The sequence below is a fragment of the Candidatus Binataceae bacterium genome, assembly GCA_035308025.1.
In the GTDB taxonomy this organism is placed as follows: domain Bacteria; phylum Desulfobacterota; class Binatia; order Binatales; family Binataceae; genus JAJPHI01.
In genome coordinates, this window is record DATGHL010000049.1 from 1 (window position 1) to 20914 (window position 20914).

The 20914-nt window shown below is 61.9% G+C and carries 24 protein-coding genes and 1 riboswitch; of the genes, 17 read left to right on the plus strand and 7 right to left on the minus strand.

The genetic code is table 11. The annotated features are described in order from the left end of the window. Positions 1-320: 320 nt before the first annotated feature. The 3 genes from VKS22_15165 to VKS22_15175 are packed head-to-tail and all read right to left on the minus strand — an operon-like array spanning position 321 to position 2856. The gene (locus VKS22_15165; protein ID HLW71952.1) at positions 321-698 is read right to left on the minus strand and encodes a carboxymuconolactone decarboxylase family protein; all 378 of its coding nucleotides are present in this window, start codon (positions 696-698) and stop codon (positions 321-323) included. Positions 699-758: 60 nt separating this feature from the next. Next, positions 759-1652, minus strand: a complete 894-nt coding sequence (locus VKS22_15170; GenBank protein ID HLW71953.1) for an NAD(P)-dependent oxidoreductase — start codon at positions 1650-1652, stop codon at positions 759-761. A 19-nt stretch (positions 1653-1671) separates the two neighbouring features. Further along, positions 1672-2856, minus strand: a complete 1185-nt coding sequence (locus VKS22_15175) for an acetyl-CoA C-acyltransferase (GenBank protein HLW71954.1) — start codon at positions 2854-2856, stop codon at positions 1672-1674. Positions 2857-3135: 279 nt separating this feature from the next. Further along, a riboswitch (SAM riboswitch) is annotated at positions 3136-3247 on the plus strand. A gap of 94 nt (positions 3248-3341) precedes the next feature. Between VKS22_15175 and VKS22_15180 the strand changes: the two genes are divergently transcribed. The 12 genes from VKS22_15180 (at position 3342) to VKS22_15235 (ending at position 12209) form a co-directional block, all read left to right on the plus strand. After that, entirely contained in the window at positions 3342-4055 is a 714-nt protein-coding gene (locus tag VKS22_15180) for a HesA/MoeB/ThiF family protein (protein ID HLW71955.1), read from the plus strand. Positions 4056-4096: 41 nt separating this feature from the next. Then, on the plus strand, positions 4097-5359 hold the full coding sequence (locus VKS22_15185) for a threonine synthase (protein ID HLW71956.1): 1263 nt from the start codon (positions 4097-4099) through the stop codon (positions 5357-5359). A 37-nt stretch (positions 5360-5396) separates the two neighbouring features. Continuing rightward, the gene (locus VKS22_15190) at positions 5397-5675 is read left to right on the plus strand and encodes a ubiquitin-like small modifier protein 1 (GenBank protein ID HLW71957.1); all 279 of its coding nucleotides are present in this window, start codon (positions 5397-5399) and stop codon (positions 5673-5675) included. Continuing rightward, positions 5629-6693: a PLP-dependent cysteine synthase family protein gene (locus tag VKS22_15195; GenBank protein HLW71958.1), complete on the plus strand. Its 1065-nt coding sequence runs from the start codon at positions 5629-5631 to the stop codon at positions 6691-6693. The genes VKS22_15190 and VKS22_15195 overlap by 47 nt, the downstream gene beginning before the upstream one ends. Beyond that, positions 6663-6908, plus strand: coding sequence for an NIL domain-containing protein (locus tag VKS22_15200; GenBank protein ID HLW71959.1), 246 nt, complete (start codon positions 6663-6665; stop codon positions 6906-6908). The genes VKS22_15195 and VKS22_15200 overlap by 31 nt, the downstream gene beginning before the upstream one ends. A gap of 19 nt (positions 6909-6927) precedes the next feature. Then, the gene (locus VKS22_15205; protein ID HLW71960.1) at positions 6928-7263 is read left to right on the plus strand and encodes a hypothetical protein; all 336 of its coding nucleotides are present in this window, start codon (positions 6928-6930) and stop codon (positions 7261-7263) included. A 49-nt stretch (positions 7264-7312) separates the two neighbouring features. Further along, positions 7313-7915: a hypothetical protein gene (locus VKS22_15210; GenBank protein HLW71961.1), complete on the plus strand. Its 603-nt coding sequence runs from the start codon at positions 7313-7315 to the stop codon at positions 7913-7915. Positions 7916-7945: 30 nt separating this feature from the next. Further along, positions 7946-8662 (plus strand): HAD family hydrolase, encoded by a 717-nt coding sequence (locus tag VKS22_15215; protein HLW71962.1) that lies wholly within the window; start codon positions 7946-7948, stop codon positions 8660-8662. Between the two features lie 218 nt (positions 8663-8880). Then, positions 8881-9783 (plus strand): sulfite exporter TauE/SafE family protein, encoded by a 903-nt coding sequence (locus VKS22_15220; GenBank protein HLW71963.1) that lies wholly within the window; start codon positions 8881-8883, stop codon positions 9781-9783. A gap of 93 nt (positions 9784-9876) precedes the next feature. After that, positions 9877-10422 carry an adenylyl-sulfate kinase gene (cysC, locus tag VKS22_15225; GenBank protein HLW71964.1) on the plus strand — a complete coding sequence of 182 codons (546 nt, stop codon included), beginning with the start codon at positions 9877-9879 and terminating at the stop codon, positions 10420-10422. After that, the gene (sat, locus tag VKS22_15230) at positions 10419-11594 is read left to right on the plus strand and encodes a sulfate adenylyltransferase (GenBank protein HLW71965.1); all 1176 of its coding nucleotides are present in this window, start codon (positions 10419-10421) and stop codon (positions 11592-11594) included. The genes cysC and sat overlap by 4 nt, the downstream gene beginning before the upstream one ends. A 462-nt stretch (positions 11595-12056) precedes the next feature. Further along, a complete protein-coding gene (locus VKS22_15235) occupies positions 12057-12209 on the plus strand; it encodes a hypothetical protein (GenBank protein HLW71966.1) in 153 nt (50 codons plus the stop codon). A gap of 331 nt (positions 12210-12540) precedes the next feature. Here VKS22_15235 and VKS22_15240 read toward each other — a convergent pair whose 3' ends face one another. Beyond that, positions 12541-12819 (minus strand): hypothetical protein, encoded by a 279-nt coding sequence (locus tag VKS22_15240; GenBank protein HLW71967.1) that lies wholly within the window; start codon positions 12817-12819, stop codon positions 12541-12543. A gap of 37 nt (positions 12820-12856) precedes the next feature. Between VKS22_15240 and VKS22_15245 the strand changes: the two genes are divergently transcribed. After that, positions 12857-13273, plus strand: a complete 417-nt coding sequence (locus VKS22_15245) for a hypothetical protein (protein ID HLW71968.1) — start codon at positions 12857-12859, stop codon at positions 13271-13273. 101 nt (positions 13274-13374) lie between these two features. Here VKS22_15245 and VKS22_15250 read toward each other — a convergent pair whose 3' ends face one another. Further along, a complete protein-coding gene (locus VKS22_15250) occupies positions 13375-14010 on the minus strand; it encodes an HAD family hydrolase (GenBank protein HLW71969.1) in 636 nt (211 codons plus the stop codon). A gap of 119 nt (positions 14011-14129) precedes the next feature. On the opposite strand from VKS22_15250, the gene VKS22_15255 reads away from it, so the two are divergent. The 4 genes from VKS22_15255 (at position 14130) to VKS22_15270 (ending at position 17851) form a co-directional block, all read left to right on the plus strand. Beyond that, complete coding sequence (locus VKS22_15255) at positions 14130-15098, plus strand: quinone oxidoreductase (GenBank protein ID HLW71970.1); 969 nt, start codon at positions 14130-14132, stop codon at positions 15096-15098. Positions 15099-15146: 48 nt separating this feature from the next. Further along, on the plus strand, positions 15147-16145 hold the full coding sequence (locus tag VKS22_15260; GenBank protein ID HLW71971.1) for a methyltransferase: 999 nt from the start codon (positions 15147-15149) through the stop codon (positions 16143-16145). Positions 16146-16198: 53 nt separating this feature from the next. Further along, entirely contained in the window at positions 16199-16786 is a 588-nt protein-coding gene (locus VKS22_15265; protein HLW71972.1) for a hypothetical protein, read from the plus strand. A gap of 285 nt (positions 16787-17071) precedes the next feature. Beyond that, positions 17072-17851: an MBL fold metallo-hydrolase gene (locus VKS22_15270; protein ID HLW71973.1), complete on the plus strand. Its 780-nt coding sequence runs from the start codon at positions 17072-17074 to the stop codon at positions 17849-17851. A gap of 7 nt (positions 17852-17858) precedes the next feature. Here VKS22_15270 and VKS22_15275 read toward each other — a convergent pair whose 3' ends face one another. Further along, on the minus strand, positions 17859-19496 hold the full coding sequence (locus VKS22_15275; GenBank protein ID HLW71974.1) for a VWA domain-containing protein: 1638 nt from the start codon (positions 19494-19496) through the stop codon (positions 17859-17861). Then, entirely contained in the window at positions 19468-20877 is a 1410-nt protein-coding gene (locus VKS22_15280; GenBank protein ID HLW71975.1) for a hypothetical protein, read from the minus strand. The genes VKS22_15275 and VKS22_15280 overlap by 29 nt, the downstream gene beginning before the upstream one ends. Positions 20878-20914 lie beyond the last annotated feature (37 nt).

The window sequence follows — 20914 nt, forward strand, 5'->3', positions numbered from 1 at the left end:
ACTGCCACGCCATGAACTGAATCATGTCGTAGAGATTCCAGAATCGAGGCCAATCCGCAAAAGGACGCGCGGCGGCCCCTCGTTCGTAAGCATGGGCGAAAGCTTGACAGTCTAAGTCTGATGAGTCAAGTATGTTCTTCCCATTCGAAGCCCAGTGCCTCCATCTCGCGCGCGAGACTCGCCGGATCGACGCTATGCTCATTGACCGTGAAGAGAATGCCGATCTTCATTTTTTGCTTTACTTCGCGCGCTCTGCAAAGGCGAGAGCATTCCGGGATTCTTCGCTCCGCTCAGAATGACACTCAGCGGAAAAGTTTCGGCTAGGCTTTTTTGGGCTCCGTCACCTCGCGATAGACCCGCATCGCTTCGACCGCGGTCGGCACGCCGCTGTACTGCGAGAGATGGATGATCAGCTCCTTGATCTCTTCTTTCGGGATGCCGAGATTGAGCGCACCGCGCATGTGAATCTTCAGTTCGGGAGCGCGGCCGAGCGCGGTCAGCGCCGCCATCGTGATCATCGAGCGGGTCTTGATCGCTAATCCGGGACGGCCCCAGACCGCGCCGAAAACCTGGTCGTTAAGGAAGTCGGCGAAGCCCGGGTCGAATTCGCTCAGATAAGCGTGACCGGCCTTGGCGGCTTTTTCGCCAAATAGTTGCGTGCGGACTTCCATGCCTTTTTTAGTCAAATCATCGGCCATGATGCGGATACCTCTGTCGCGCGATCGCGTTATCTCTTCACTCAGTCTGTTGCGAATTGCTCAGACGCGGACTTTGACGCCCGCGCGATCCTCCTGCACGGTGAAGGCCGCGCTCGAGTCCTTCTCGCCGAGTCCGTGCGTCACCGCCGCAAGGAGGTCCTGTTCGACCAGGCTCGCGAGCGGCATCCCGACGTCGTTTTCGCGCGCGAGCTGCGTCGCGAGCGCGAGATCCTTGCGCGCCAGCTTGAGCGCGAAGCTGACGCGATCGAAGTTGCCCTTGAAGATCACCTTGGGCAGCGCCCGCAACAGCATCCCCTGGCCGTAGGCGCCGTTCTGCACTGCGGTGAAGAGCGCCTCGGCAGGGACGCCCGCCTTGACCCCCATCGTGAAGGCTTCGGCGAGGATCTGCATACTGCAGATTGCGATCATGTTGTGGACCAGCTTGGCGACGGCGCCCGCGCCGATCGCGCCAACATAAGAGACCTTGTCGCCGATGCCGTCGAGCGCAGGTTTGATCCGGTTGTAGATCTGTTCGTCGCCACCGACCATCACGGCCAGCGTCGCGTTGCGCGCGCCCGGTACGCCGCCGCTCACGGGCGCGTCGATCATCGGGATACCCTTTTCTGCGAAGGTAGCGTGCAGCCGCCGAATCAAAGTCGGTGAGTTGGTCGAGAGATCCGCATACACGGCGCATTTTCCGATCCCGTGGATGATGCCGTTTTCGCCGCCGATCGCGACCGCCTCGACCTCCTTCGGTCCGGGCAGCGAGGTCAGGACGAGTTCGGCGTCCTTGGCGGCATCCGCCGGTGTGTCGGCCCATTTCGCGCCGCCCGCCAGATGAGGTTCCGCGGCGGCGCGGCGCACGTCGTGAACCACGAGAGTGTGTCCGGCCTTGAGCAGGTTGAGCGCCATCGGGCCGCCCATGTTGCCGAGACCAATGAATCCAATACGCATCGATTTTCTCCCGGGCCCGCTAGGCCCGCTCGATCAGCGTGCCGGTGCCCAGGCCGCCGCCGCAGCACATCGTCACGATTGCCCGTTGACCGTGGGTCCGTTCGAGCTCGTTGATCGCCTTGGTGACCAGTCCGCAGCCGGTCGCGCCCAGCGGATGGCCCAACGCGATCGCGCCGCCATTCGGATTGACGCGGTTCATGTCCGGCTCGAGGGTCTTGGCCCAGCTCAGCACCACCGACGCGAAGGCCTCGTTGATCTCGAAGACGTCGATATCGCCGATTCGCAACCCGTTCTTCTCAAGCAATTTCCGTGTCGCCGGGATCGGCCCCTCGAGCATCAGCACGGGATCGCATCCGACCAGGCAGGTGTCGATCACGCGGGCGCGCGGGCGGCAGCCCAGCTCCTGCGCCTTGGCCGCGCTCATCAGCAGGACAGCCGCGGCGCCGTCGGCGACCTGCGAGGCCGAGCCCGCGGTATGGATGCCGTCGGGGCGCGCGACCGGCTTGAGCCCGGCCAAAGCTTCCAGGCTCGTATTGCGCGGCACTTCGTCGCGAGTGATCGTGCGGGTCTCGGTGGATTTTTCGCCGCCTTCGGCTTTGACCGGCGCCTCGACCGGCACCAGTTGCGACTCGAAGCGCTTTTCCGCGACGGCGCGCGCCGCGCGCAACTGCGACTCCAGACCGAAACCGTCGGCGTCCGCCCGCGTGATTCCGTACTTGGTCGCGATCCGCTCGGCGCCTTCGAACTGGCTCACGAACTCATAGTGCTCGCGATACTTGCGGGTGATGGGCTTGCCCATCCCGGCCTGCGCGCCGGCAATCGAATCCGAGCCGATCGGCAACAGACTCATGTTCTCGACCCCGCAGGCCATCACGATCTCTTCGGCGCCCGAAGCGATGATGCTGGCGGCGAGGTTGACCGCGAACTGACTCGAGCCGCACTGTGAATCGATCGTCGAGCAGGCCACTTCCGCGGGTCCGCCGGCCGCGAGCCACGCCGTGCGCGTAACGCTCATCGCCTGTGCGCCGACCTTGTTGATGCAGCCGCCCACCACCTGGCCGACCGCGCTCGGGGCGACGTTCGCGCGCTGCAGCACCGCCATCATCACCTGGCCGAGCAGGTCGACCGGATGCGCGCCGGAAAGGGCTCCGTTCTTTTTGCCGATGGGCGACCGGCCCGCCTCGACGATCACAACATCTCGCATGGGTTCCTCCGTTATGCCGAGCCGCACCGGCGACTCGAATCCTGATTAGAGCTTCGGGGTCGACTCGGCAGCGCTTCGCGCCGCAACCCGATCCCGGTGAAACCGCTCCCTAGTTTAAGCACTCACTGACCGCCCGCGACAAGCGCAACGCTCGATGGCAGTCGCGATAGAGCTCGCAGCTTTTGACGGCTCACCGATCCCAGGCGCCGGCGCGCTGACCGGACGGTCGGGAGTTGACATCGTCGAGCGTGTATATAAGGCTATCGAGCAGTAATTGTGGCCTTATCCAGAGCGGCGGAGGGACTGGCCCGAAGATGCCGCAGCAACCGGCCTATTGGGTGCTGGTGCTAAATCCTGCGGGACTCCACGAAGGAGTCTTGGAAGATAAGGCGAGAGTTGTGCCAACCCTCGTCCTTATTATCTGAGGAGAGGGTTTTCTTTTTTCGCCCTTTCCGCCGCGCTCTGGATGTCGCTGCGAGTGAGCGATGGGCGAGAGCAAAAATCAACGCGTACTGATTGTCGGCGTCGGCGGACTCGGAGTGCCGTCCGCGATGGCCTTGGTGCGCGGCGGCGTCAGCGAACTTGCGCTGATCGATCCCGATCCAGTCGAGCTCTCGAATCTGCCGCGGCAGACGCTCTACCGCGATGCGGATATCGGGGCGCTCAAGGTAATCGCTGCGGCGCGCCATCTGCGCGCGCTCGCTCCCACCCTGAACCTCGAGACCCATGCCGAACGCCTCGACGCCGCCAACGGGACCCAACTAATCGCACGCGCGGCATTTGTGATCGACGCCACCGACAATCCGGCGACCAAGTTTCTGATCAACGATGTCTGTGTCGCCAGTGGCACGCCCTTCGTCTATGGCGGCGCGATCATGATGAGCGGTCAGGCGATGACCGTGTTACCCGGCCGCACCGCCTGTCTGCGCTGCCTCTTTGAGGGGCCGCCCGACGACGGCGACGCAGAGAGCTGCCGCGACGCCGGCATCGTCGGTCCGGTGGCGGGCGCGATCGGCGAGGCGCAGGCGGCAGAGGCGCTGAGCTGGCTGCGCGGCGAGACGCCCATGCTGGCGGGCCGGATGCTGACCTACGACGGCAAAACCGGCTCTGTGCGAGTTACCGAAATCAGCGTGCGCTCAGGATGCGGCTGCGGCGCGGCGGAGGCGGGCCTCGCCGCCGTTGCCGGCAGTGCGCGATAAGCCGTAGCGAAAGTTAAGATGTTCGAGAACAAGAGGACGCGATGAGCTACGTCACCAATCTGAAGTGTCGCGAATGCGGCCAGGAATATCCGATCAGCCCCCTGCACGTCTGCGAGATGTGCTTCGGGCCGCTCGAGGTCGGTTACGACTATGCGCGGATCAAGGCCGCCATCTCACGCGCGGCGATCGAGAAACGCCCGCACAACCTGTGGCGCTACCGTGAGCTGCTGCCGGTCGAGGGCGAGCCCGAGATCGGGCCGCACTCCGGCTTCACGCCGCTGGTCCAAATGAAGCGCCTCGGCGCCGAGCTCGGACTCAAGCGCCTCTATGTCAAGGACGACACCGTCAACCACCCGACGCTCTCATACAAGGACCGCGTGGTGTCGGTGGCGATCAGCAAGGCGCGCGAGTTCGGCTTCAAAACGGTGTCGTGCGCCTCGACCGGGAATCTGGCCACCGCGGTCGCCGCACACGCTGCGCGCGCCGGTCTGAATTGTGTGATCTTCATGCCCGAGGGCGTCGAGGCGGGCAAGATCGTCGGCTCGACGATCTATGGCGCGCAGGTCATCACGATCCGCGGCAACTACGACGACGTCAACCGCCTCTGCAGCGAAATCGCGGACAAATACGGCTGGGCTTTCGTCAATATCAATCTGCGCCCCTACTACACCGAGGGGGCGAAGACCTTCGGCTTCGAAGTCGCCGAGCAGTTGGGCTGGCGGCTGCCGAATCATATCGTCATCCCGACGGCCGGCGGCACGATTTTGCCGAAGGTCGCCAAGGCCTTCAAGGAATTGAGGGAAGTTGGCCTGATACGCGACGGCGAATGCAAGGTGCATAGCGCGCAGGCGGCCGGCTCGGCGCCGGTAATTCATGCGCTGCACAAAGGCACCGACCTGATCACGCCGGTCAAACCCGACACCATCGCGAAGTCGATCGCGATCGGTAATCCGGCCGACGGCTATTACGTCTTGAAGGCGGTGCGCGAATCGGGCGGATGGGGCGACGTCGCGACCGATCCGGAGATCATCGACGCCATCAAACTGCTCGCCCGCACCGAGGGCATCTTCGCCGAGCCCGCCGGCGGCACCACGCTCGCCGTGACGATGAAACTCATCGCGCAAAAGCGGATTCACCCCGACGAAAGCGTGGTAGTATCCATTACGGGTAACGGCTACAAGACGCTCGAAGCGGTTGCGCAATCCATCGCGCGGCCATATGAGATCGAAGCGCGGCTCAAAGACTTCGACGCCTTGTTCGAGCGCCTTAACGGCACCGCCCGGCCGCTCGCCGGCGCCGCGTGAGACAAGATCATTAGTTGAGGAGGTTCCAAACTGTACGATGGCAATAAAGGTTCGCGTACCTACGCCGCTGCGCCGCTTCACCGCGGGCAGCGACGAAGTGACGGCAAGCGGCGATTCGGTCAAGGCCGTGCTGGCCGATCTCGAACGACGTCATCCGGGGATCGGCGAGCGGCTGCTCGACGCTCAGGGTGAGTTGCGCCGCTTCGTCAACGTCTATCTGAACGGCGACGATATCCGTTTTCTCAGTGCGCTTGAGTCAAAGGTCAAGGATGGCGACGACATCTCGATCGTCCCCGCGATCGCCGGCGGCTGCTAACACGCCGCGCGCGGCCGGCGCAGAGATCGTCCCGGCCGCGCGCGCGCACAGCGTGCTCGAGCTGATCGGCAACACTCCGCTGCTCGAAATCTCCCGCCTGACGGCGGGGCTGCTGCCCGCGGGCGTCCGCATCTTCGCCAAGCTGGAGGGTTTCAATCCCGGCGGTTCGGTCAAGGATCGCGCCGCGCGCAAGATGGTCGAGCTCGGCCTCGCGAGCGGTGAACTGCGCCCCGGCAAGGTCATTCTCGATTCGACTTCAGGCAACACCGGCATCGCGCTCGCGATGGTCGGGGCGATTCTCGGCTATCCGGTCGAACTCGTGATGGCGGCGAACGTCAGTCGCGAACGTAAACGGGTGATCGAGGCTTTTGGCGCCAAGCCCATCTACTCGGATCCGCTGGAAGGCTCCGACGGCGCGATCGTGATGTGCCGGAAAATTATCGACGAGAACCCCGAGCGCTACTTCAAGCCGGATCAGTATAACAACGAGGCGAATCCGCTCGCTCATTTTGAAACCACCGGCCCGGAGATTTGGCGCGCCACCGGCGGCGCAGTTAGCCATTTCGTCGCCGGCATCGGCACCGGCGGCACCGTCATGGGCGCCGGACGTTATCTCAAGTCGCGCAATCCGGCGGTGAAGGTGATCGCCGTCGAACCCGACGACGCGATGCATGGGCTCGAGGGTCTTAAGCACATGGCCTCGTCGATTGTGCCAGGCATCTATCACGAAGACGAACTCGACGACAAAATCGGCGTCAGTACGGAAGACGCCTATGAGATGGTGTATGGCCTCGGTCAGCTCGAGGGCATCCTGGTCGGACAGTCGTCGGGCGCCGCGATGGTGGCGGCGCTCAAAGTCGCCTGCAGCCTGCGCGAAGGCTGTGTCGTCACCATCTTTCCGGACTTCGGCGACAAGTACCTCTCGACCAATCTCTGGATCGGATGGCAGCAGTGGCGCCGCGAAAAAATCGAGCGGCTGGTGAGCAAATGGAACGTATCCGCGAGCGCTACTACCTGAGTTATCCGCGCGCGCTCATCAAGGAGCCGATTCTCTATCATCTAGTCAAGAAATTTGACCTGGTGTTTAACATCCGCGGCGCGAGCGTCTCGGAGGAGATGGGCCTGGTCGCCGTCGAATTCGAGGGCAGCAACGATCAGATCGAGCGCGCGTTGGCGTGGCTGCGCCAGTCCGGGGTCACGGTCGAACCGATCGAGAAAAACGTCATCGAGTAGCTCAGCGAACGAGGTCCAAATGCCATTGCACAAGATGCTGCCCGCGATACTGATGGTATGGTTTTTCGCGATTGGAACCGGAGCCGCCCACGCGCAGGGAGCGCGGACAACCGCCAAGGATGCCGCAAGTGCATTTCCGTGCCCAAGCGGAGATACGAGTTGCGGAAACGGTGCGCCCGCGGCATCTGGAAGCCCGCCTGCTAATAATATCGCGCCGCAGAATTCTGTGCCGGATTCGAATCCCAATCAAAAGATAGAAGATGAGCCATCGAACGATGTCGACGAGGGTGTCGCGGAAGACCTCCGGGAAATGAACCGCGAAGCGATGCGGCACGAGGTAAACCGGCCGAAATAGCTCTGCTCGTCCTCTGAGCTAGCAACTTGATGACCGGTGTCAGCGAACGGTGCTGAATGATCAGCAGATCGAGCGCTACAGCCGTCAGATCATCGCGATTGGCGGGATCGCGCAGGAACGCCTGCTCGCAGCCCGCATCACGATCGCCGGGGAAACGGCAGACGTCGAGCCGGTGCTCGACTACCTCGTCGGCGCGGGCGTTGGGCGGATAAATCTCTGCGTGATCGACGAGACGCAAAATGGCGCACGACTCGTCGCGCGTGCGCGCGAGCTCAACGCCGACATTGTAATCGAGGCCGCGGGCCCGATCGATGAATTGTCACGCGCTTCTTTGCTGATTCTCGCCGGAAGCGCCGCGGCGCTGGCGCAGGCCGCAAACTTGTGCGTCAAGCATGAGCGATCGCCGACGGTCTTCGCGCGGCTCGACCGGCCTGCGAGAGTCGTGACGATCGCGGCTCTGCCGTCGTATCCTGCATGCGTCGCAGCGAAGCTCTTCGCGCCGCTTTCGCGTCGCAGCGCAGCCGCCGGGATAGTCGCGATGGTCGCTGCAACCGAAGCCCTCAAATTGCTGTTCACGGATCCGTCAGAGCTGCATTCGTCGATTATCGAGTTTGCGAGCTACGAGAACCCGCTTCGCTCAGCAGCCCACTGAAAGGCGCGCTGTGGATAGCGACCTGCGAGCATGAGTGCCTGGCTGTTTGACTTCGACAATACTCTCGTCGCGCTCGAGTCGGCGGTCGATTGGGCGGCGAGCCGAATCGAGCTTGAACAGTATCTGCGTCGTGAGGGCGTCGGCGACGCGATTTTCGCCGAAATTCCGCGCGGCAACCTTCCGCTCTATGAAGCGCTGCGCGCGCGCCTAATGGATGGTGCGGGCGAGGCTGCCGAGCGCGAAGCACTCGGCAGCCTCGCCCGCAAGGATACCGAGGCGTTATTGCGCTCCGCCTCCGCCATCATCGAGGCCTACGAATTGCGCGGGATTGAGCGGGCGCAGACGCTGCCCGGCGCGACGGCGTTGTTGCGCGCCCTCAAGGCGCGCAACAACGCCGTCGCGATCGTAACCTCGAACTCCGCGCGGACGATCGAGCGCTGGCTCGCTCTCCAGCATCCGCGGCTCCATCTCGACGCGATCGTCGGCCGTGATGCGATGTTGCCGCTCAAGCCCGCGCCCGACTCTATCGGGCGCGCGCTCGAGCTTTGCCGGACTGCTCCGGACGACGCGTTTTTTGTCGGCGACTCGGAAGCGGACGCGGGCGCCGCCGGTGCCGCCCGCGTCCGCTTCTATGGTATCGCCGCTAGGCCCTTGCAGCGCACTCGCCTCATCGGCGTCGGCGCCCTCGCAGTCTTCGACTCTCCCGCCGAACTCAAGAATTCATTGATATTTACGGGTGCTACCTGAATCCGTATCTACTGAGGGCATCCATGATAAATCGAGTGCTTCAGTGGGGTCAGGAGATTTCTACTTGGCCTTTCTAGGACGCGACGGTAGGCTGTGTTGGCGCGTGTAACGGGTCTCCTTGGGTCTCAGTGAGCGCGATTCGAGCCGGTAGTTGACTCGTCACGAATATATGACTTACATTACTGTTTAACTCATCTATTGGATCGAGTTTCCTAATAATGTTTCATCTGGATAGCGGGATTATCGTCCTGTTTTGCATCGCGCTCTTCGCCGCGACGGTCAACGGCGCTTTGGGCTATGGCTTTTCTTCACTGACGGTGCCCGTCGCGTTATTGTTCTTTTCGAATAGAGTTCTAAGCCCGGCGCTGGTTTTGATCGAGCTGGCAGTTAACGCTTGGGTCGTGATTCTGAATCGGGGAAGTCTGGCTGCAGTTCGCCGGCGCGCTATTCCGATTTTATTCGGCCTGATTCCGGGTGTACTGCTTGGTAGTTTTTTGCTGACCAACGTGAATTCGGGTTGGCTTAAGCTCTGGACCTATGTCGTCATGCTGCCGCTGATCTTTTTGCAGGCGGCCGGATTCCGGCGGCCCATCAAGAAGGAACATATAGCTGGGTTTCCATTGGGAGTCGGTGTCGGGACGCTCTATGCGACCACGACTATCTCCGGACCGCCGCTCGCTATGATGTTCAACAACCAAGGTATGGACAAAGAGGAATTTCGCGCCGCCCTTGGCACGGTGAGGGTCTTTGAAACCGCCTTCACGGCAGTTGTATATGCATTTTTGGGCCTGTTTCGCGCGAGCAGCATCCGGCTAGTCGTGCCGATCACACCGGCCGTGCTGTTGGGCCTCCCGCTCGGCACTTACCTCCTCAGATACATGCCGACCGAGACGTTTCGCCGCATCTGCATGAGTTTCGACGCCTGGATCGTCGGTTTCGGCCTGTCCCGAACGCTGATCGATCTAAAGCTGCTGGCGCCCGCTCAAGCCTATGGCGTCTGGGCGGCCGTCATTCTTTTCGATTTCTATCTCCTGTATCTCTTCTTCGTGGTCGGACGGTTGCGCCCAAAGGTCAATCAGCCGGCCTTGACCAGTCTGACCGAGGAAGAGGGTCTGGTCTGAAACCTAGTCTCGAGCAGACAGTTTGCTACTGCTCGTTCTCCTATATAACTTGCACGACTTGATTACTAATCCATCAGGAAGGACTTTGCTTAGATGAACGAAGGATTCACTCTGTGGTTTACCGGCCTCTCGGGATCGGGAAAATCCACGCTGGCCAATCTGGTGGCGGACGAGTTACGCAGCCGGGGTCATCGTGTCGAGGTCCTCGACGGCGACGAAGTGCGAACCAACCTCTCGAAAGGACTGGGCTTCTCGAAGGAAGATCGCGACACTAACATCCGGCGGATCGGTTATGTCTGCAAACTGCTCGCACGCAACGGCGTGATCGCGATTTCGGCGGCGATCTCGCCGTATCGGGATGTGCGCGACGAAGTCCGCAAGATGCACGATAATTTCTTCGAGGTCTTCGTCGAGTGTTCGCTCGATAAGCTGGTCGAGCGCGACGTCAAAGGACTCTACAAAAAGGCGATCGCCGGCGAGATCAAAAATTTCACTGGAGTATCGGACCCATATGAGGCGCCGCTGAACGCCGAACTGGTCGTAAACAGCGGGTCCGAGACGCGCGAGCAGAGTCTGACGCGGCTCCTCGCGACGCTGGAACAGAAGAATTTTGTCAACCGGGGCAAGGTGAACCGATGAGCGTCGCGCAGGATCCGATTAGCGCGCATGGCGGCGGCGAGCTGGTCGATCGCAAGGCGCCTACCGACGAACGCGCGGCGTTGCGCAAGCACGCCGAAGGACTCGCGAAGGTGACCCTGAGTGCACGCGACTTGGCGGATCTCGAGATGCTGGCGTCGGGCGCCTTCTCGCCCTTGACCGGCTTCATGGGCGAGGCGGACTACGTCCGCAGTCGCGACGAGATGCGTTTGGCGTCGGGTACGCCGTGGTCGATTCCGATCACGCTAGGGGTCGAGGAGGCGGTCGCGCGCCCATTGAAAACAGGGCACGAAGTTGCGCTTACTAACGAGGGCGGTGCGCCAATCGCGATTCTGAAGCTCGCGGAAACCTACCAGGTCGATCGCAAGCGCGAGGCGGAAGCGGTCTTCGGCACGGCCGAGGACGCTCATCCGGGCGCCAAGAACGTCACTTCGACGCCGCCGTGGTGCCTGGCAGGCGAGATCACGCTGCTCGACGAGATTCCCGGACGCACGTTTCTGGAATACCGGCTCGAGCCGCGAGAGACGCGCGCGCAGTTCCGCGCCAACGGCTGGCGCAAGATTGTGGCCTTCCAAACCCGCAATCCGACTCATCGCGCCCATGAGTACATCCAGAAGGCCGCGCTCGAAATCTGCGACGGCCTGCTGCTCCATCCGCTGGTCGGCGAGACCAAGGGCGACGATGTGCCGGCGGCGATCCGGATGGAAACCTACAAGGTGCTGCTCGAACTCTACTATCCGAAGGGGCGGGCGATGCTCTCGGTGATGCCGGCGCATATGCGCTACGGCGGCCCGCGCGAGGCGATTCTGCACGCGATCATCCGGCGCAACTACGGCTGCACGCACTTCATCGTCGGCCGCGACCACGCTGGCGTCGGCACCTACTACGGCACGTACGATGCGCAGAAAATGTTCGAGCGTTTCACGCCCGCAGAGATGGGCATCACGCCGCTGATGTTCGAGAATACGTTTTACTGCGCGAAGTGCCTCGGGATGGCATCATACAAGAGCTGTCCGCATAGCGACGCCGATCGCCTGCTGCTCTCGGGCACGAAAGTGCGCGAGATGCTGCGGGCCGGGCAGTCGCCGCCGGCGGAATACACCCGCCCGGAGATCGCGGCGATTCTGGCAAAGGCTATGCACGAAACCAAATAGCCGCGACCGTCGCGGTCGATCGAAACAACGCCGGCGATCCGCAAAGATCCCGGCGTTTAAGTTTTCCGACCGATCTGCGCGACAGTAGCGCTAAGAGCATCTATTTTTAGCGGAAGTTCTTCGTCGAGGGGCGCGTTCACCAGGAGTCATGATGCAAGATCAACTGCCCCCTCAGTTAGCTGGTTTCACCATCAGCGCGACCAAGCCAACGCGCAGCTAACCTTGAAGGACTATGGCGAAGGCGACCCCTGAAATGTCAGCGTCATCACGGGTACGCGGCTCGGACCATTCAGGTGGCAAAAGGCAATCATCACCCAGACAGTTTGTGGCGAGAAGTCGATTCTGAGCGCAACCGCGTGACGTCGGATCTATGGTAAGGCGCGCCCTCGGGTTGTGGCGGGCCAGCTGAAACTGCACGTAAGAAGCACCACGATCCGAGTGCAATTTTGGCGGGAGCACAAAATGGGCAGCCACTTTGCGACGCCCGCCCTCATCGTCTTCGAAGACTTTCAGGTTGGTAAACGAGACTTGGCGCGCACCCCATTCCAGAGAGAGGCCGCCGTCCGGCAGCGTGCGAATTCGGTCGGCCCCATCGAAAGCAAGTCGAATCGTTGAAGGATCGCCACCCGGGTGCACGACGAAGGTGCACTCAACTCGCGACCCGCGCTGCGTTGCGGGTCGCGACCGTATTCTACGTCAATCCGCGGCCACGCATTGCTTACCAGTACCTTGCCGACTGTAAGAACGTTGGTGTGCCAGCGGCGGGGTCACGACCGATGAAGTAGTTGACGCGTCCTGCAAGTTGATCTCGCCCTTCGACCACCGCGTTCGTAACAAGCGCTCCACATCGCAGCAATTTACCCTAAAAGTCTTGGCGGAGTCTCGTAGATTCGGCCGCACGGGCGCGAGGATGACATGGAGGGCGTCGCTCACCGCGCAAATAAGCTCACGCCGCAGCCGAGGTTGGCGGGAAGCGGTCTGTGCCGGGAGCGCCACGCGCTGGCTTGAACAGGAGGACCCAGGCGAGCGCCCAGACGCCGAAAACGAAACCGATAAGCGACCAGCGCGCAATCGAGCGCTCCCGGCGCGCCGCCACGATCGCCGTGACCGGCGCGAGCGCAGCATCAAGGACGAGCGAAGTCGCGATCAGGTTGGCGGGGCTCTCGTGAAAGCGCGTCAGGACGAAACCCGACGTCACGGCAAGGATCGTCGCCAGCAGGGTCATCGTTGGCGGGGCGCGCGGGGCTGGCTATAGTTGAATGATGGCACGTCGGGAAATCGATGGTCTGATGGGCAAGCTACGCCAACTCAGCGAAGATGGCGCGGCGAGCTTTTTCAGTGAAGTGATGGCGAGCGAGCGCTTGCGCAAGGGACTGGGACGGGCGGGCGAGCGCTTTCTCTCCAACAAGCAGAGCTTCAACAGTAACGTCGAGAGCATTCTGGATTTCGTTAACGTCCCGTCCAAGCGCGATGTGCGTGAACTGAAATCCCGCCTCGACACGCTCAGCACGCAATTGGTTAACCTCAGCATGAAGGTTGATCGGATGATGGCGCAAGATGCCGGTCACGCCAAGACCAGTGCGGCCGCGATCGGCGACGCGGGGAAATCCGCGCGGATTCGGAGCAGCGACGACAAGGCAGGCAAGAGCCGGAACAAGACGAAACGCAAGTCGAAGTAGGCGGATTCTCGCTCTATTCTGAACACGGCTCGCAGACTCGTGATTTTGGCCGCGCGTCGTTGACTTCGCCGCCCCCGCGCTCGGCTGCGTTTCGCAAAGCCTCACTCGGCCTGGCGGCTGCCAAATATCTGGCCAAGCTTGCGCGGAAGCTCATCGAGCGCTGCGATCCAGTGATGATGGGGCGCACGCTCGCCGAGCCCGACAAAATGCGTCCCAGCGGCGAGCGCTGCGATGCGATCAGTGTCGCTGTCGCCAACGTAAACCGCGCGCCCGGGCTTGACGCGGGCGCGTTCGAGACATAACGCGAGGATGTCGGGGGCCGGCTTGGGGCGCACCGGGTCGCGCGCGCTGGCGATCGCGTCAAAGAGCCCCTCCAGTCCGAGGTAATCGACAATCGCGGGAATCGTCGCGGAACGATTGGTCGCCAACCCTAGCCTATAGCTACGCTTGAGGTCGAGCAAAATTTCGCGCAACCGCGGCGGTGGCCGTAGCAGCGTGAAGAACCGCGATGAATCCATCGTCCGTGCGATCTCGCGCATCCGTGCAACTTTGTCCTCAGCACCGGCAGCGCGGATCGCGAAGACCTGCGCCGCGGCCATAAAAACCCCCGCCTGCTCTTCGGCGGGATTCATCGGCGGCTCGCCGATCGCCGCGAAGATCGCGTTGTAGTAGGCAGTATTGGATTCGGTCGAATCGAAGAGCACGCCGTCGGCGTCGAAGATCACAAGTTCAAGCACGATGGAGACGCGGCGCTCGATGGCGTTGCGGATGGTGAAATGATAACCCCATTCTCAAGCGTGCGCGACGGCTTCAAAGCAGCCATGCAACAGATTTTTCGCGCGATGGAGCAGCGATTATGAAAGCGATTCAATTCAAAGAGGTTGGCGGTCCCGAGGTCATGCAACTCGTCGAAGTCGCTAAGCCCGAGGTGCGGCCGAACATGGTGCGGGTGCGCAATCATGCCGTCGGAATCAACTTCGCCGACAATTTCTTCCGTCAGGGCAATTATGTGATCAAGCCGAAGCTGCCTGACACGCCCGGGATGGAAGCGGCGGGCGTAATTGACGAAGTCGCGCCGGGCGTCGAGGGGCTCAAGCCCGGGATGCGCGTGGCTGGGATCGGGCTTAAGTGCTACGCGGAGTACTCGCTGTTCCACGCCAATCAGGTAATTCCACTCCCCGATTCGGTGAGCTTCGAGGAAGGCGCGGCGTTTCCGATTCAGACGCTTACTGCCTGGTTCATGCTCCACACCTGCCATCACCTAACGCCGGGGCAAACCGTGCTGGTGCATTCGGCGGCGGGCGGCGTCGGCGTGGTCGCGATGCAGATCGCGAAGGCGGCCGGGGCGCGCGTAATCGGCACGGTCTCAAGCGACAGCAAGATCGCGATCGCGCGCCAGTACGGCGCCGACGAAGTGATCAACTATGAAACCCACGACCTCGCCGAAGAGGCGCTGCGCCTTACCGGCGGTAAGGGAATCGATCTGAATCTCGACGCCGTGGGCAAGCCGACCTTCGAGAAAGGGCTGAAATGCGCGGCGCCGTTCGGCCACGTCATCCTCTACGGACGCGCGGGCGGGCCGCCGGACAAGCTCGATCCGATGCGGCTGTTTGAGAAAGCCGTGAAGGTCAGCGGTTTCATCCTGTTCACGGCGTCATCGCAGCATCATTTGATGAAAGAGGGGACCGAGAGCTGCTTCAAGTTGATGCGCGAAGGCAAGCTCAAGATGTTGATCGGAAAGAGTTATCCGTTGGGCGAGGCCGCCGAGGCTCATCGTTTTATGCAGTCGCGGCAGTCGGTCGGCAAGCTGGTCCTGACTCCATGATCTTGATTCAAACGCGCCCGCGGCGGTAAGTCTCGCAAGGGGCGCATGATGGATTTTGGGCAGATCGCGGCGATGGCCGGCGGACATGCCGAGGCGCGCGCGATTCAGATCGCGCTTAAACTCGGAGTATTCGAGGCCTTGGCGCGCGACGGTCGTGACGCCGCTGCGCTCGCCGCGGCGATCGGATGCGAGCCGCGCGCAACCATGCTTTTGGCGAACGCGCTGGTCGCACTGTCAATCCTGAGCAAGGAATCAGGACGTTTCGAGCTGACCGCAACCTCGCGGCGCTACCTGGTGGAAGCGTCTCCCGAGTATCTCGGCGGCATGATTCTCTTCGACGCCGAGCTGTGGGGCGCGTGGGGACGCCTCGAAGACTCGATTCGCTCGGGGCAGCCGGCGGTCCGTCCTGACATGTATCAAAGCCGCCCCGAAGAGACCGTCCGCTTTATCAGCGCGATGGACAGCCTCGTGCGCTCGCGCGGCGACGCACGCTGGACGGCAGAGCATCTCGATCTGTCGTCGGCGCGGACGATAGTAGATCTGGGCGGCGGCCCGGGAACCTATCTGGTCGAGTTCCTGCGGCGCTGGCCGGACGCTCGCGGCGCGATTTACGATCTCAAGGCGACACTCGCCGTCGCGCGCGAATTGCTCGCCACACGCGAGTCTTGGGCGCTTCCGCGAATCGAATTGTGCGAGGTGGACTATCGCGCCGGCGAGTTGCCCGGGCCGGTCGATGTGATCTTCATGTCCAACATCATCCATAGCGAGGACGAAGCGACTAACGCGGAGCTGGTGGCCAAGTGCTTCCGCGCGCTCGCGAGCGGCGGACGCGTTATCATCAAGGATCACATCATGGACGCGGAGCTGGTCGTGCCTGCAGCGGGCGCGGTCTTCGCGCTCTATCTTCTTCTGACGACACGCGGACGCGACTACAGCTTCATCGAGGTCTCCAACTGGCTACAGGCGGCGGGCTTCGTCGGAATCACAATTGAAACGCTGCCAAGTCCGCCTTTCACCTCCTCGATAGTCACTGCGACAAAGCCCTGAGTCCATCGGCGCCAATTACTAATTTCCGAATTTGCCGCGCGCGCGGTCGTATCGTGCTGTCCCTTGGGCTCGTCGCGGGTGCCGCGCTTGCGAGCGGATGCTTTGCGCCCGCGATCGCACTGGCGCCGCTCGCGGTCCAAGCGGCCGAGGGCGTCGGCATGGGCGCGACTTATCTCGCGTCCAACGCCGTGGCCGATACCGGCGATCCAGGAGATGATCCGGTCGATCGGCGCGAGCGCTGCGGCGAACTCGAAGACGCGCCGCCGAACGTGATCGAGTTGCGGCAGACCGGCGGGAACGACGCCCTGCAGTGGCGCGAGCTGCGCGTGGATAATGCGGGACAAAACCCGAGATGGGTCGTGGGCGACGCGTCGAATCGGGACGCCGGTTGGCATCCGGCGGAGAACCTGCGCGAGATGAGTTTCCGGCCGCCGCTTTCGCCCTCATTCAAGCCGGGCAAATCCACCTATCTGGTTTACGCGCCGGCCGCGCCAGAGACCACGATCGAAGATGATCAACTGACTAATATGACCGGAGAGTTCGGTTCCGGCAGCGGAACGTTCCAATGGAAGGGACATTCTTATCAATACGCAATGGTGGAGCGGCTGCCATGCTTCCCTCCGCCGGTCGCGACAAAGTAGTCAGACCGGCCACGTGTTCAAGCCGCCTCGAAGAACGAGCGAGAGTCTGTGAGAGTAATCCCTTGCTTATTGACTACCTCCGTCACAGTTAAGATCAACGTGTTGCCTTTCCGCGAGTTCTTCAAGCCAGTTAATAGATACTTCGCACCATTACTGATAATGACGCTATCGTCGGCGTTGCTGATTCTTGTGACAACCTATGCCACCTCGATGAGGTATAAAAATGTTTGTCAGGCGGGTGCCTCGAACGAGGGAGAACTAGTAGATCACTGGCCGGATACCGGATTGACGCTTGAGAATCTGGGTCACGCGACGCTGCTGATAAATTTCTTCGGCGTCCGCGTAATCAGCGATCCTACGCTCTTCAGTCGTGTCGGCGTCGCGGTCGACTCGATCTTCACAATTGGGCCGCGGCGGATAATCGCACCGGTCCTGACCGCGGCGCAGTTGCAAACGGTCAGGGTTATCGTGATCACACACGCCCACATGGACCATTTGGATTTGCCTTCGCTGAAAGCGCTGCCCAAGAGCGCGATCGTTGTCGCGTGTCGCGGTTGCGGCGCTTTGCTTCGGTCGCTGGGCTTCCGCGATGTCCGTGAACTTAGCTGGGACGAAAGCACTGTCGCCGATGGCTTGATGATCAGCGCAATGGGCGCGCGCCACTGGGGAAAGCGGTTTCCGCCATTCGGCCGGGACTATGGTTTCAATAGCTACATACTGGAAAAGGACGGTCATCGGATGCTGCTGGCCTGTGACAGCGCCGACACCGACCTCTTCGCCGCGCTCGCCACGAATCCGCCGGCAGTCGCCGCGTTTTCAATCGCCGCCTATGACCCCTGGATCTGGAATCACGCGAATCCCGAGCAGGTCTGGAAAATGTTCGTGCAGACTGGGGCGCGTTACCTGGTCCCAATCCATTGGGGGACCTTCCGGCTGTCGCGCGAGCCGATGGACGAGCCGATGCGCCGGCTGGTCGCAGCCGCCGGAGTGAACGCCGAGCGGATCGTGATGCGCCAAATCGGCGTCCCGTGGCGCCTGCCGAGGGACTCGCAGGCCGCTAAATAGTCACTGTTCAGGCGCGCTTGCGTTTCTTTTTCAGATAATCGACCAGCATGTATTCGCCGAGATGATCGGGGCGGGTATACAGCGCACGGCCGCGGTTAATCAGCGTCATCTTCTCGACGAAAGCGCGCAGGCTCGGCGAGTCGTCCAGCATGAAGGTGTTGATCGTGATGCCGCGGCGGGTGACGCGCTCGACCTCCTTCAGCGTCTCCTGCGCGGCGCGCATGCTGATGCCGCCGAAGGAGAGCGGCCATTCGCAGTAAAGCCGCTGGTTGAGGAAATATGCCGTGGGCTGGCCGTCGGTGATGACGATGACGTGCTGGTTGCGCGAGGGATGGCGGCCGAGGAGATCGGTGGCGAGCCGCAAACCGTCCTGCAGATTAGTAAACGGATCGCCCATGTTCCATGAGGCCTCGGGCAAATCCTTGAGCTTGAGTTCGACCGCGCGTGTGAAGAAACCGACGATCGAGAAATAGTCGCGCGGGAACCGGGTCCGGATCAGGGTTTCGAGCGCGAGCGCCACCTTCTTCGCTGCAGCGAAGCGCCCCTCCCAGCTCATCGACCACGACATGTCCAGGCAGAGCACGGTCGAGGACGAGCTGCCGTAGTCATTCTCATAGACTTCGAAGTCGCTGGGATCGAGCTCGAGTGGCACGCCTGGCTTGCGGATGAGCGCATGCTTGAGCGTCCCTACCAGATTCAGGTTCAGCGGATCGCCATAGGCGTAGGCTTTGACTTCGTCAGGGCGGATCTCGGTGATGCCGCGATGGTCGGTGCGATGCGAGCCGGCGCGATCCTTGAGCAGCCCCTGATAGATATCGCGCAGTGCGAGCTGTCCGATGCGCCGCACGCCTTTGGGCGAAAGCTGCAGATGGTCGCCCTTTTGCGCCATGTAGCCGGATTGCCGCAGGAGCATCATGATCTGGCGCAGAGTCTGGAAATCCTGCAAAGCCTGCTGCCCGAGCAGCTCTTGCAGGTCTTCGAGCGACAGCGATTCGAAGTTGCCCTGCATCAGATCCTGCTCTAGCTGGCGCATCCGCTCCATCTCGCGCATCAGCTCGACAGCCTCCTCGTAGTTGAGGCTTTTCGGCCCGTGGAACATGTGATTGAAGCGGTCGCGGAAGTTTTCGAGGTCGCGGATGTTGTCGTATTCGGCGAGCAATTCGTCGAAGTCCTGCTTGGCGCCGGCGTTTTCGAACTCGTAGTGCTCGAGCTGGCGCAGCGATTCGGAGAGCCGCCGCGGTAGCGACCCGAGCTGACGGCGTTTTGCCGCAGCGCCGGCGTCGTCCTCGCCCAGCGCGTCGAGCGTCTCGCGTTCCCTCCCCAGAATTTCGTTCAGCCGGCGTTCGATTTCGCCGAGTGCGTTGCGCAGGTTGACGTCGCGGTAGCGCTTGCGCATCTCCTGGCGCAACTGCTCGAGCAGCTCCTCGAGCCCGGCCACTTTCATTCCGTCGAAATCCATCCCCTGGCGCATCATCCAGTCGGCGGCCTGACGGACGTCGTCACTGTGGGAGAGGTGCTCGGCGAGCTTCTCGAAGACCTTGTCGGCGTCGAGCTTGAGCGCCTGGCTGCCGTCCCACTGGGTGTAGCGGGTGGTGACTGCCGCGCGCCGGAGAATTTCAGGCGTGGTAGGAAAACCGTCCGCCATCGCGATCCTTGTTAAGCTTCTGATGAAGATGGAGGCCCTCGTAGATGAATTCGCTGGCGGTCGCCATCAGCCCAGGGGTTTCAAACGCGCCCAGTCGGTTGATGGCGTCGCGCAGTCCCGGGACCTCGCGCAAGGCGTCGAGATAATCCGCGGCCGGCGCCCGGTCTGAAACCTCGACGCCCCAACCCTGCTCGAAATAGGCGATAACCGGCTTGAGATCCTCGAGCCTGATATAGCGATCAAACACCTTGAGCACCGCCCGATTGACCAGCCGCTCGAACAGCTCGGCGTCCTTTTTGTCTTCGCCCGCGAACTCGAGCTCGAGTTTTCCCACGGTCGAGGGGCGCAGCGCGTGAAAGTCCGAGAGCCGCGGGACGATTTCGTTGTCGCCGTTGAGGATGCTGCGCTTCTCGGAATTTGAAATGAGCGTCTCGAAGTTATTGATCGTCACCCGCACCGAGACGCCTGAGGATTGATTGATCTCGTTAGACGCGCGCGCCTCAAAGGTGATCTGCGCCAAAGTCTCCTTGAGGAAGTGTGGAATCCGCAGCGGCAGCTCGGCGCGCAGCGGATAGGCGCACTCCTGCTCCATGATGGCGATTTCGTGATCGATGGTTTTGGGGTAGTGCGTGCGAATCTGAATATCGAAACGATCCTTGAGCGGCGTGATAATCCGGCCGCGCGACGTATAGTCCTCGGGATTGGCGCTCGCGATGAAGATCACGTCCACCGGCAGACGAATCTTGTAACCCTTGATCTGGACGTCTTTTTCTTCCATCAGGTTGAACAGGCCGACCTGGACCTTTTCAGTGAGGTCGGGCAGTTCATTGATCGCAAACAGGCCGCGGTTGACTCTTGGAATGAGACCGTAGTGGATAGTCTCTTCGTCGGCCAGATAGCGGCCTTCGGCGATCTTGATCGGATCGATTTCGCCGATCAGGTCGGCGACGGAGACGTCGGGCGTCGCCAGTTTCTCCGCATAACGCTGATCGCGGCCGATCCATGCAATCGGCGTGGCGGTGCCCTGCTCGGTGACGAGCCGGCGGCAGCGCGCGCAAATCGGCCGATAAGGATCGTCGTTGATCTCGCAGCCGGCGATGATCGGCACCTGCTCGTCGAGCAGCGCCGCCAGCGCGCGAATGATGCGGGATTTGGCCTGGCCGCGCTCACCCAGCAGGATCATGTGATGGCCCGCGAGCACCGCGTTTTCGATCTCGGGAACCACGGTCTCGTCGTAGCCGATAATCCCGGGCAGGATTTTCTCGTTGCGCCGCAGCAGCTTGACGAGATTGTTGCGCATCTCGAGCCGCACTGGCGCTGTTCTATAGCCGGCGCGAGTCAGCTCGCCGAGCGTAGTGCACCTGGTTACGTCATCATTCATAACGCGATCCGGACCATCTTTGAATCAGTTATGGCAG

Coding starts and splice junctions, on each gene's coding strand:
- VKS22_15165 (HLW71952.1), bottom strand. CDS start 698: ATGGCCGATGATTTGACTAAAAAAGGCATGGAAGTCCGCACGCAACTA.
- VKS22_15170 (HLW71953.1), bottom strand. CDS start 1,652: ATGCGTATTGGATTCATTGGTCTCGGCAACATGGGCGGCCCGATGGCG.
- VKS22_15175 (HLW71954.1), bottom strand. CDS start 2,856: ATGCGAGATGTTGTGATCGTCGAGGCGGGCCGGTCGCCCATCGGCAAA.
- VKS22_15180 (HLW71955.1), top strand. CDS start 3,342: ATGGGCGAGAGCAAAAATCAACGCGTACTGATTGTCGGCGTCGGCGGA.
- VKS22_15185 (HLW71956.1), top strand. CDS start 4,097: ATGAGCTACGTCACCAATCTGAAGTGTCGCGAATGCGGCCAGGAATAT.
- VKS22_15190 (HLW71957.1), top strand. CDS start 5,397: ATGGCAATAAAGGTTCGCGTACCTACGCCGCTGCGCCGCTTCACCGCG.
- VKS22_15195 (HLW71958.1), top strand. CDS start 5,629: ATGGCGACGACATCTCGATCGTCCCCGCGATCGCCGGCGGCTGCTAAC.
- VKS22_15200 (HLW71959.1), top strand. CDS start 6,663: ATGGAACGTATCCGCGAGCGCTACTACCTGAGTTATCCGCGCGCGCTC.
- VKS22_15205 (HLW71960.1), top strand. CDS start 6,928: ATGCCATTGCACAAGATGCTGCCCGCGATACTGATGGTATGGTTTTTC.
- VKS22_15215 (HLW71962.1), top strand. CDS start 7,946: ATGAGTGCCTGGCTGTTTGACTTCGACAATACTCTCGTCGCGCTCGAG.
- VKS22_15220 (HLW71963.1), top strand. CDS start 8,881: ATGTTTCATCTGGATAGCGGGATTATCGTCCTGTTTTGCATCGCGCTC.
- cysC (HLW71964.1), top strand. CDS start 9,877: ATGAACGAAGGATTCACTCTGTGGTTTACCGGCCTCTCGGGATCGGGA.
- sat (HLW71965.1), top strand. CDS start 10,419: ATGAGCGTCGCGCAGGATCCGATTAGCGCGCATGGCGGCGGCGAGCTG.
- VKS22_15235 (HLW71966.1), top strand. CDS start 12,057: ATGGGCAGCCACTTTGCGACGCCCGCCCTCATCGTCTTCGAAGACTTT.
- VKS22_15240 (HLW71967.1), bottom strand. CDS start 12,819: ATGACCCTGCTGGCGACGATCCTTGCCGTGACGTCGGGTTTCGTCCTG.
- VKS22_15245 (HLW71968.1), top strand. CDS start 12,857: ATGGCACGTCGGGAAATCGATGGTCTGATGGGCAAGCTACGCCAACTC.
- VKS22_15255 (HLW71970.1), top strand. CDS start 14,130: ATGAAAGCGATTCAATTCAAAGAGGTTGGCGGTCCCGAGGTCATGCAA.
- VKS22_15260 (HLW71971.1), top strand. CDS start 15,147: ATGGATTTTGGGCAGATCGCGGCGATGGCCGGCGGACATGCCGAGGCG.
- VKS22_15275 (HLW71974.1), bottom strand. CDS start 19,496: ATGGCGGACGGTTTTCCTACCACGCCTGAAATTCTCCGGCGCGCGGCA.
- VKS22_15280 (HLW71975.1), bottom strand. CDS start 20,877: ATGAATGATGACGTAACCAGGTGCACTACGCTCGGCGAGCTGACTCGC.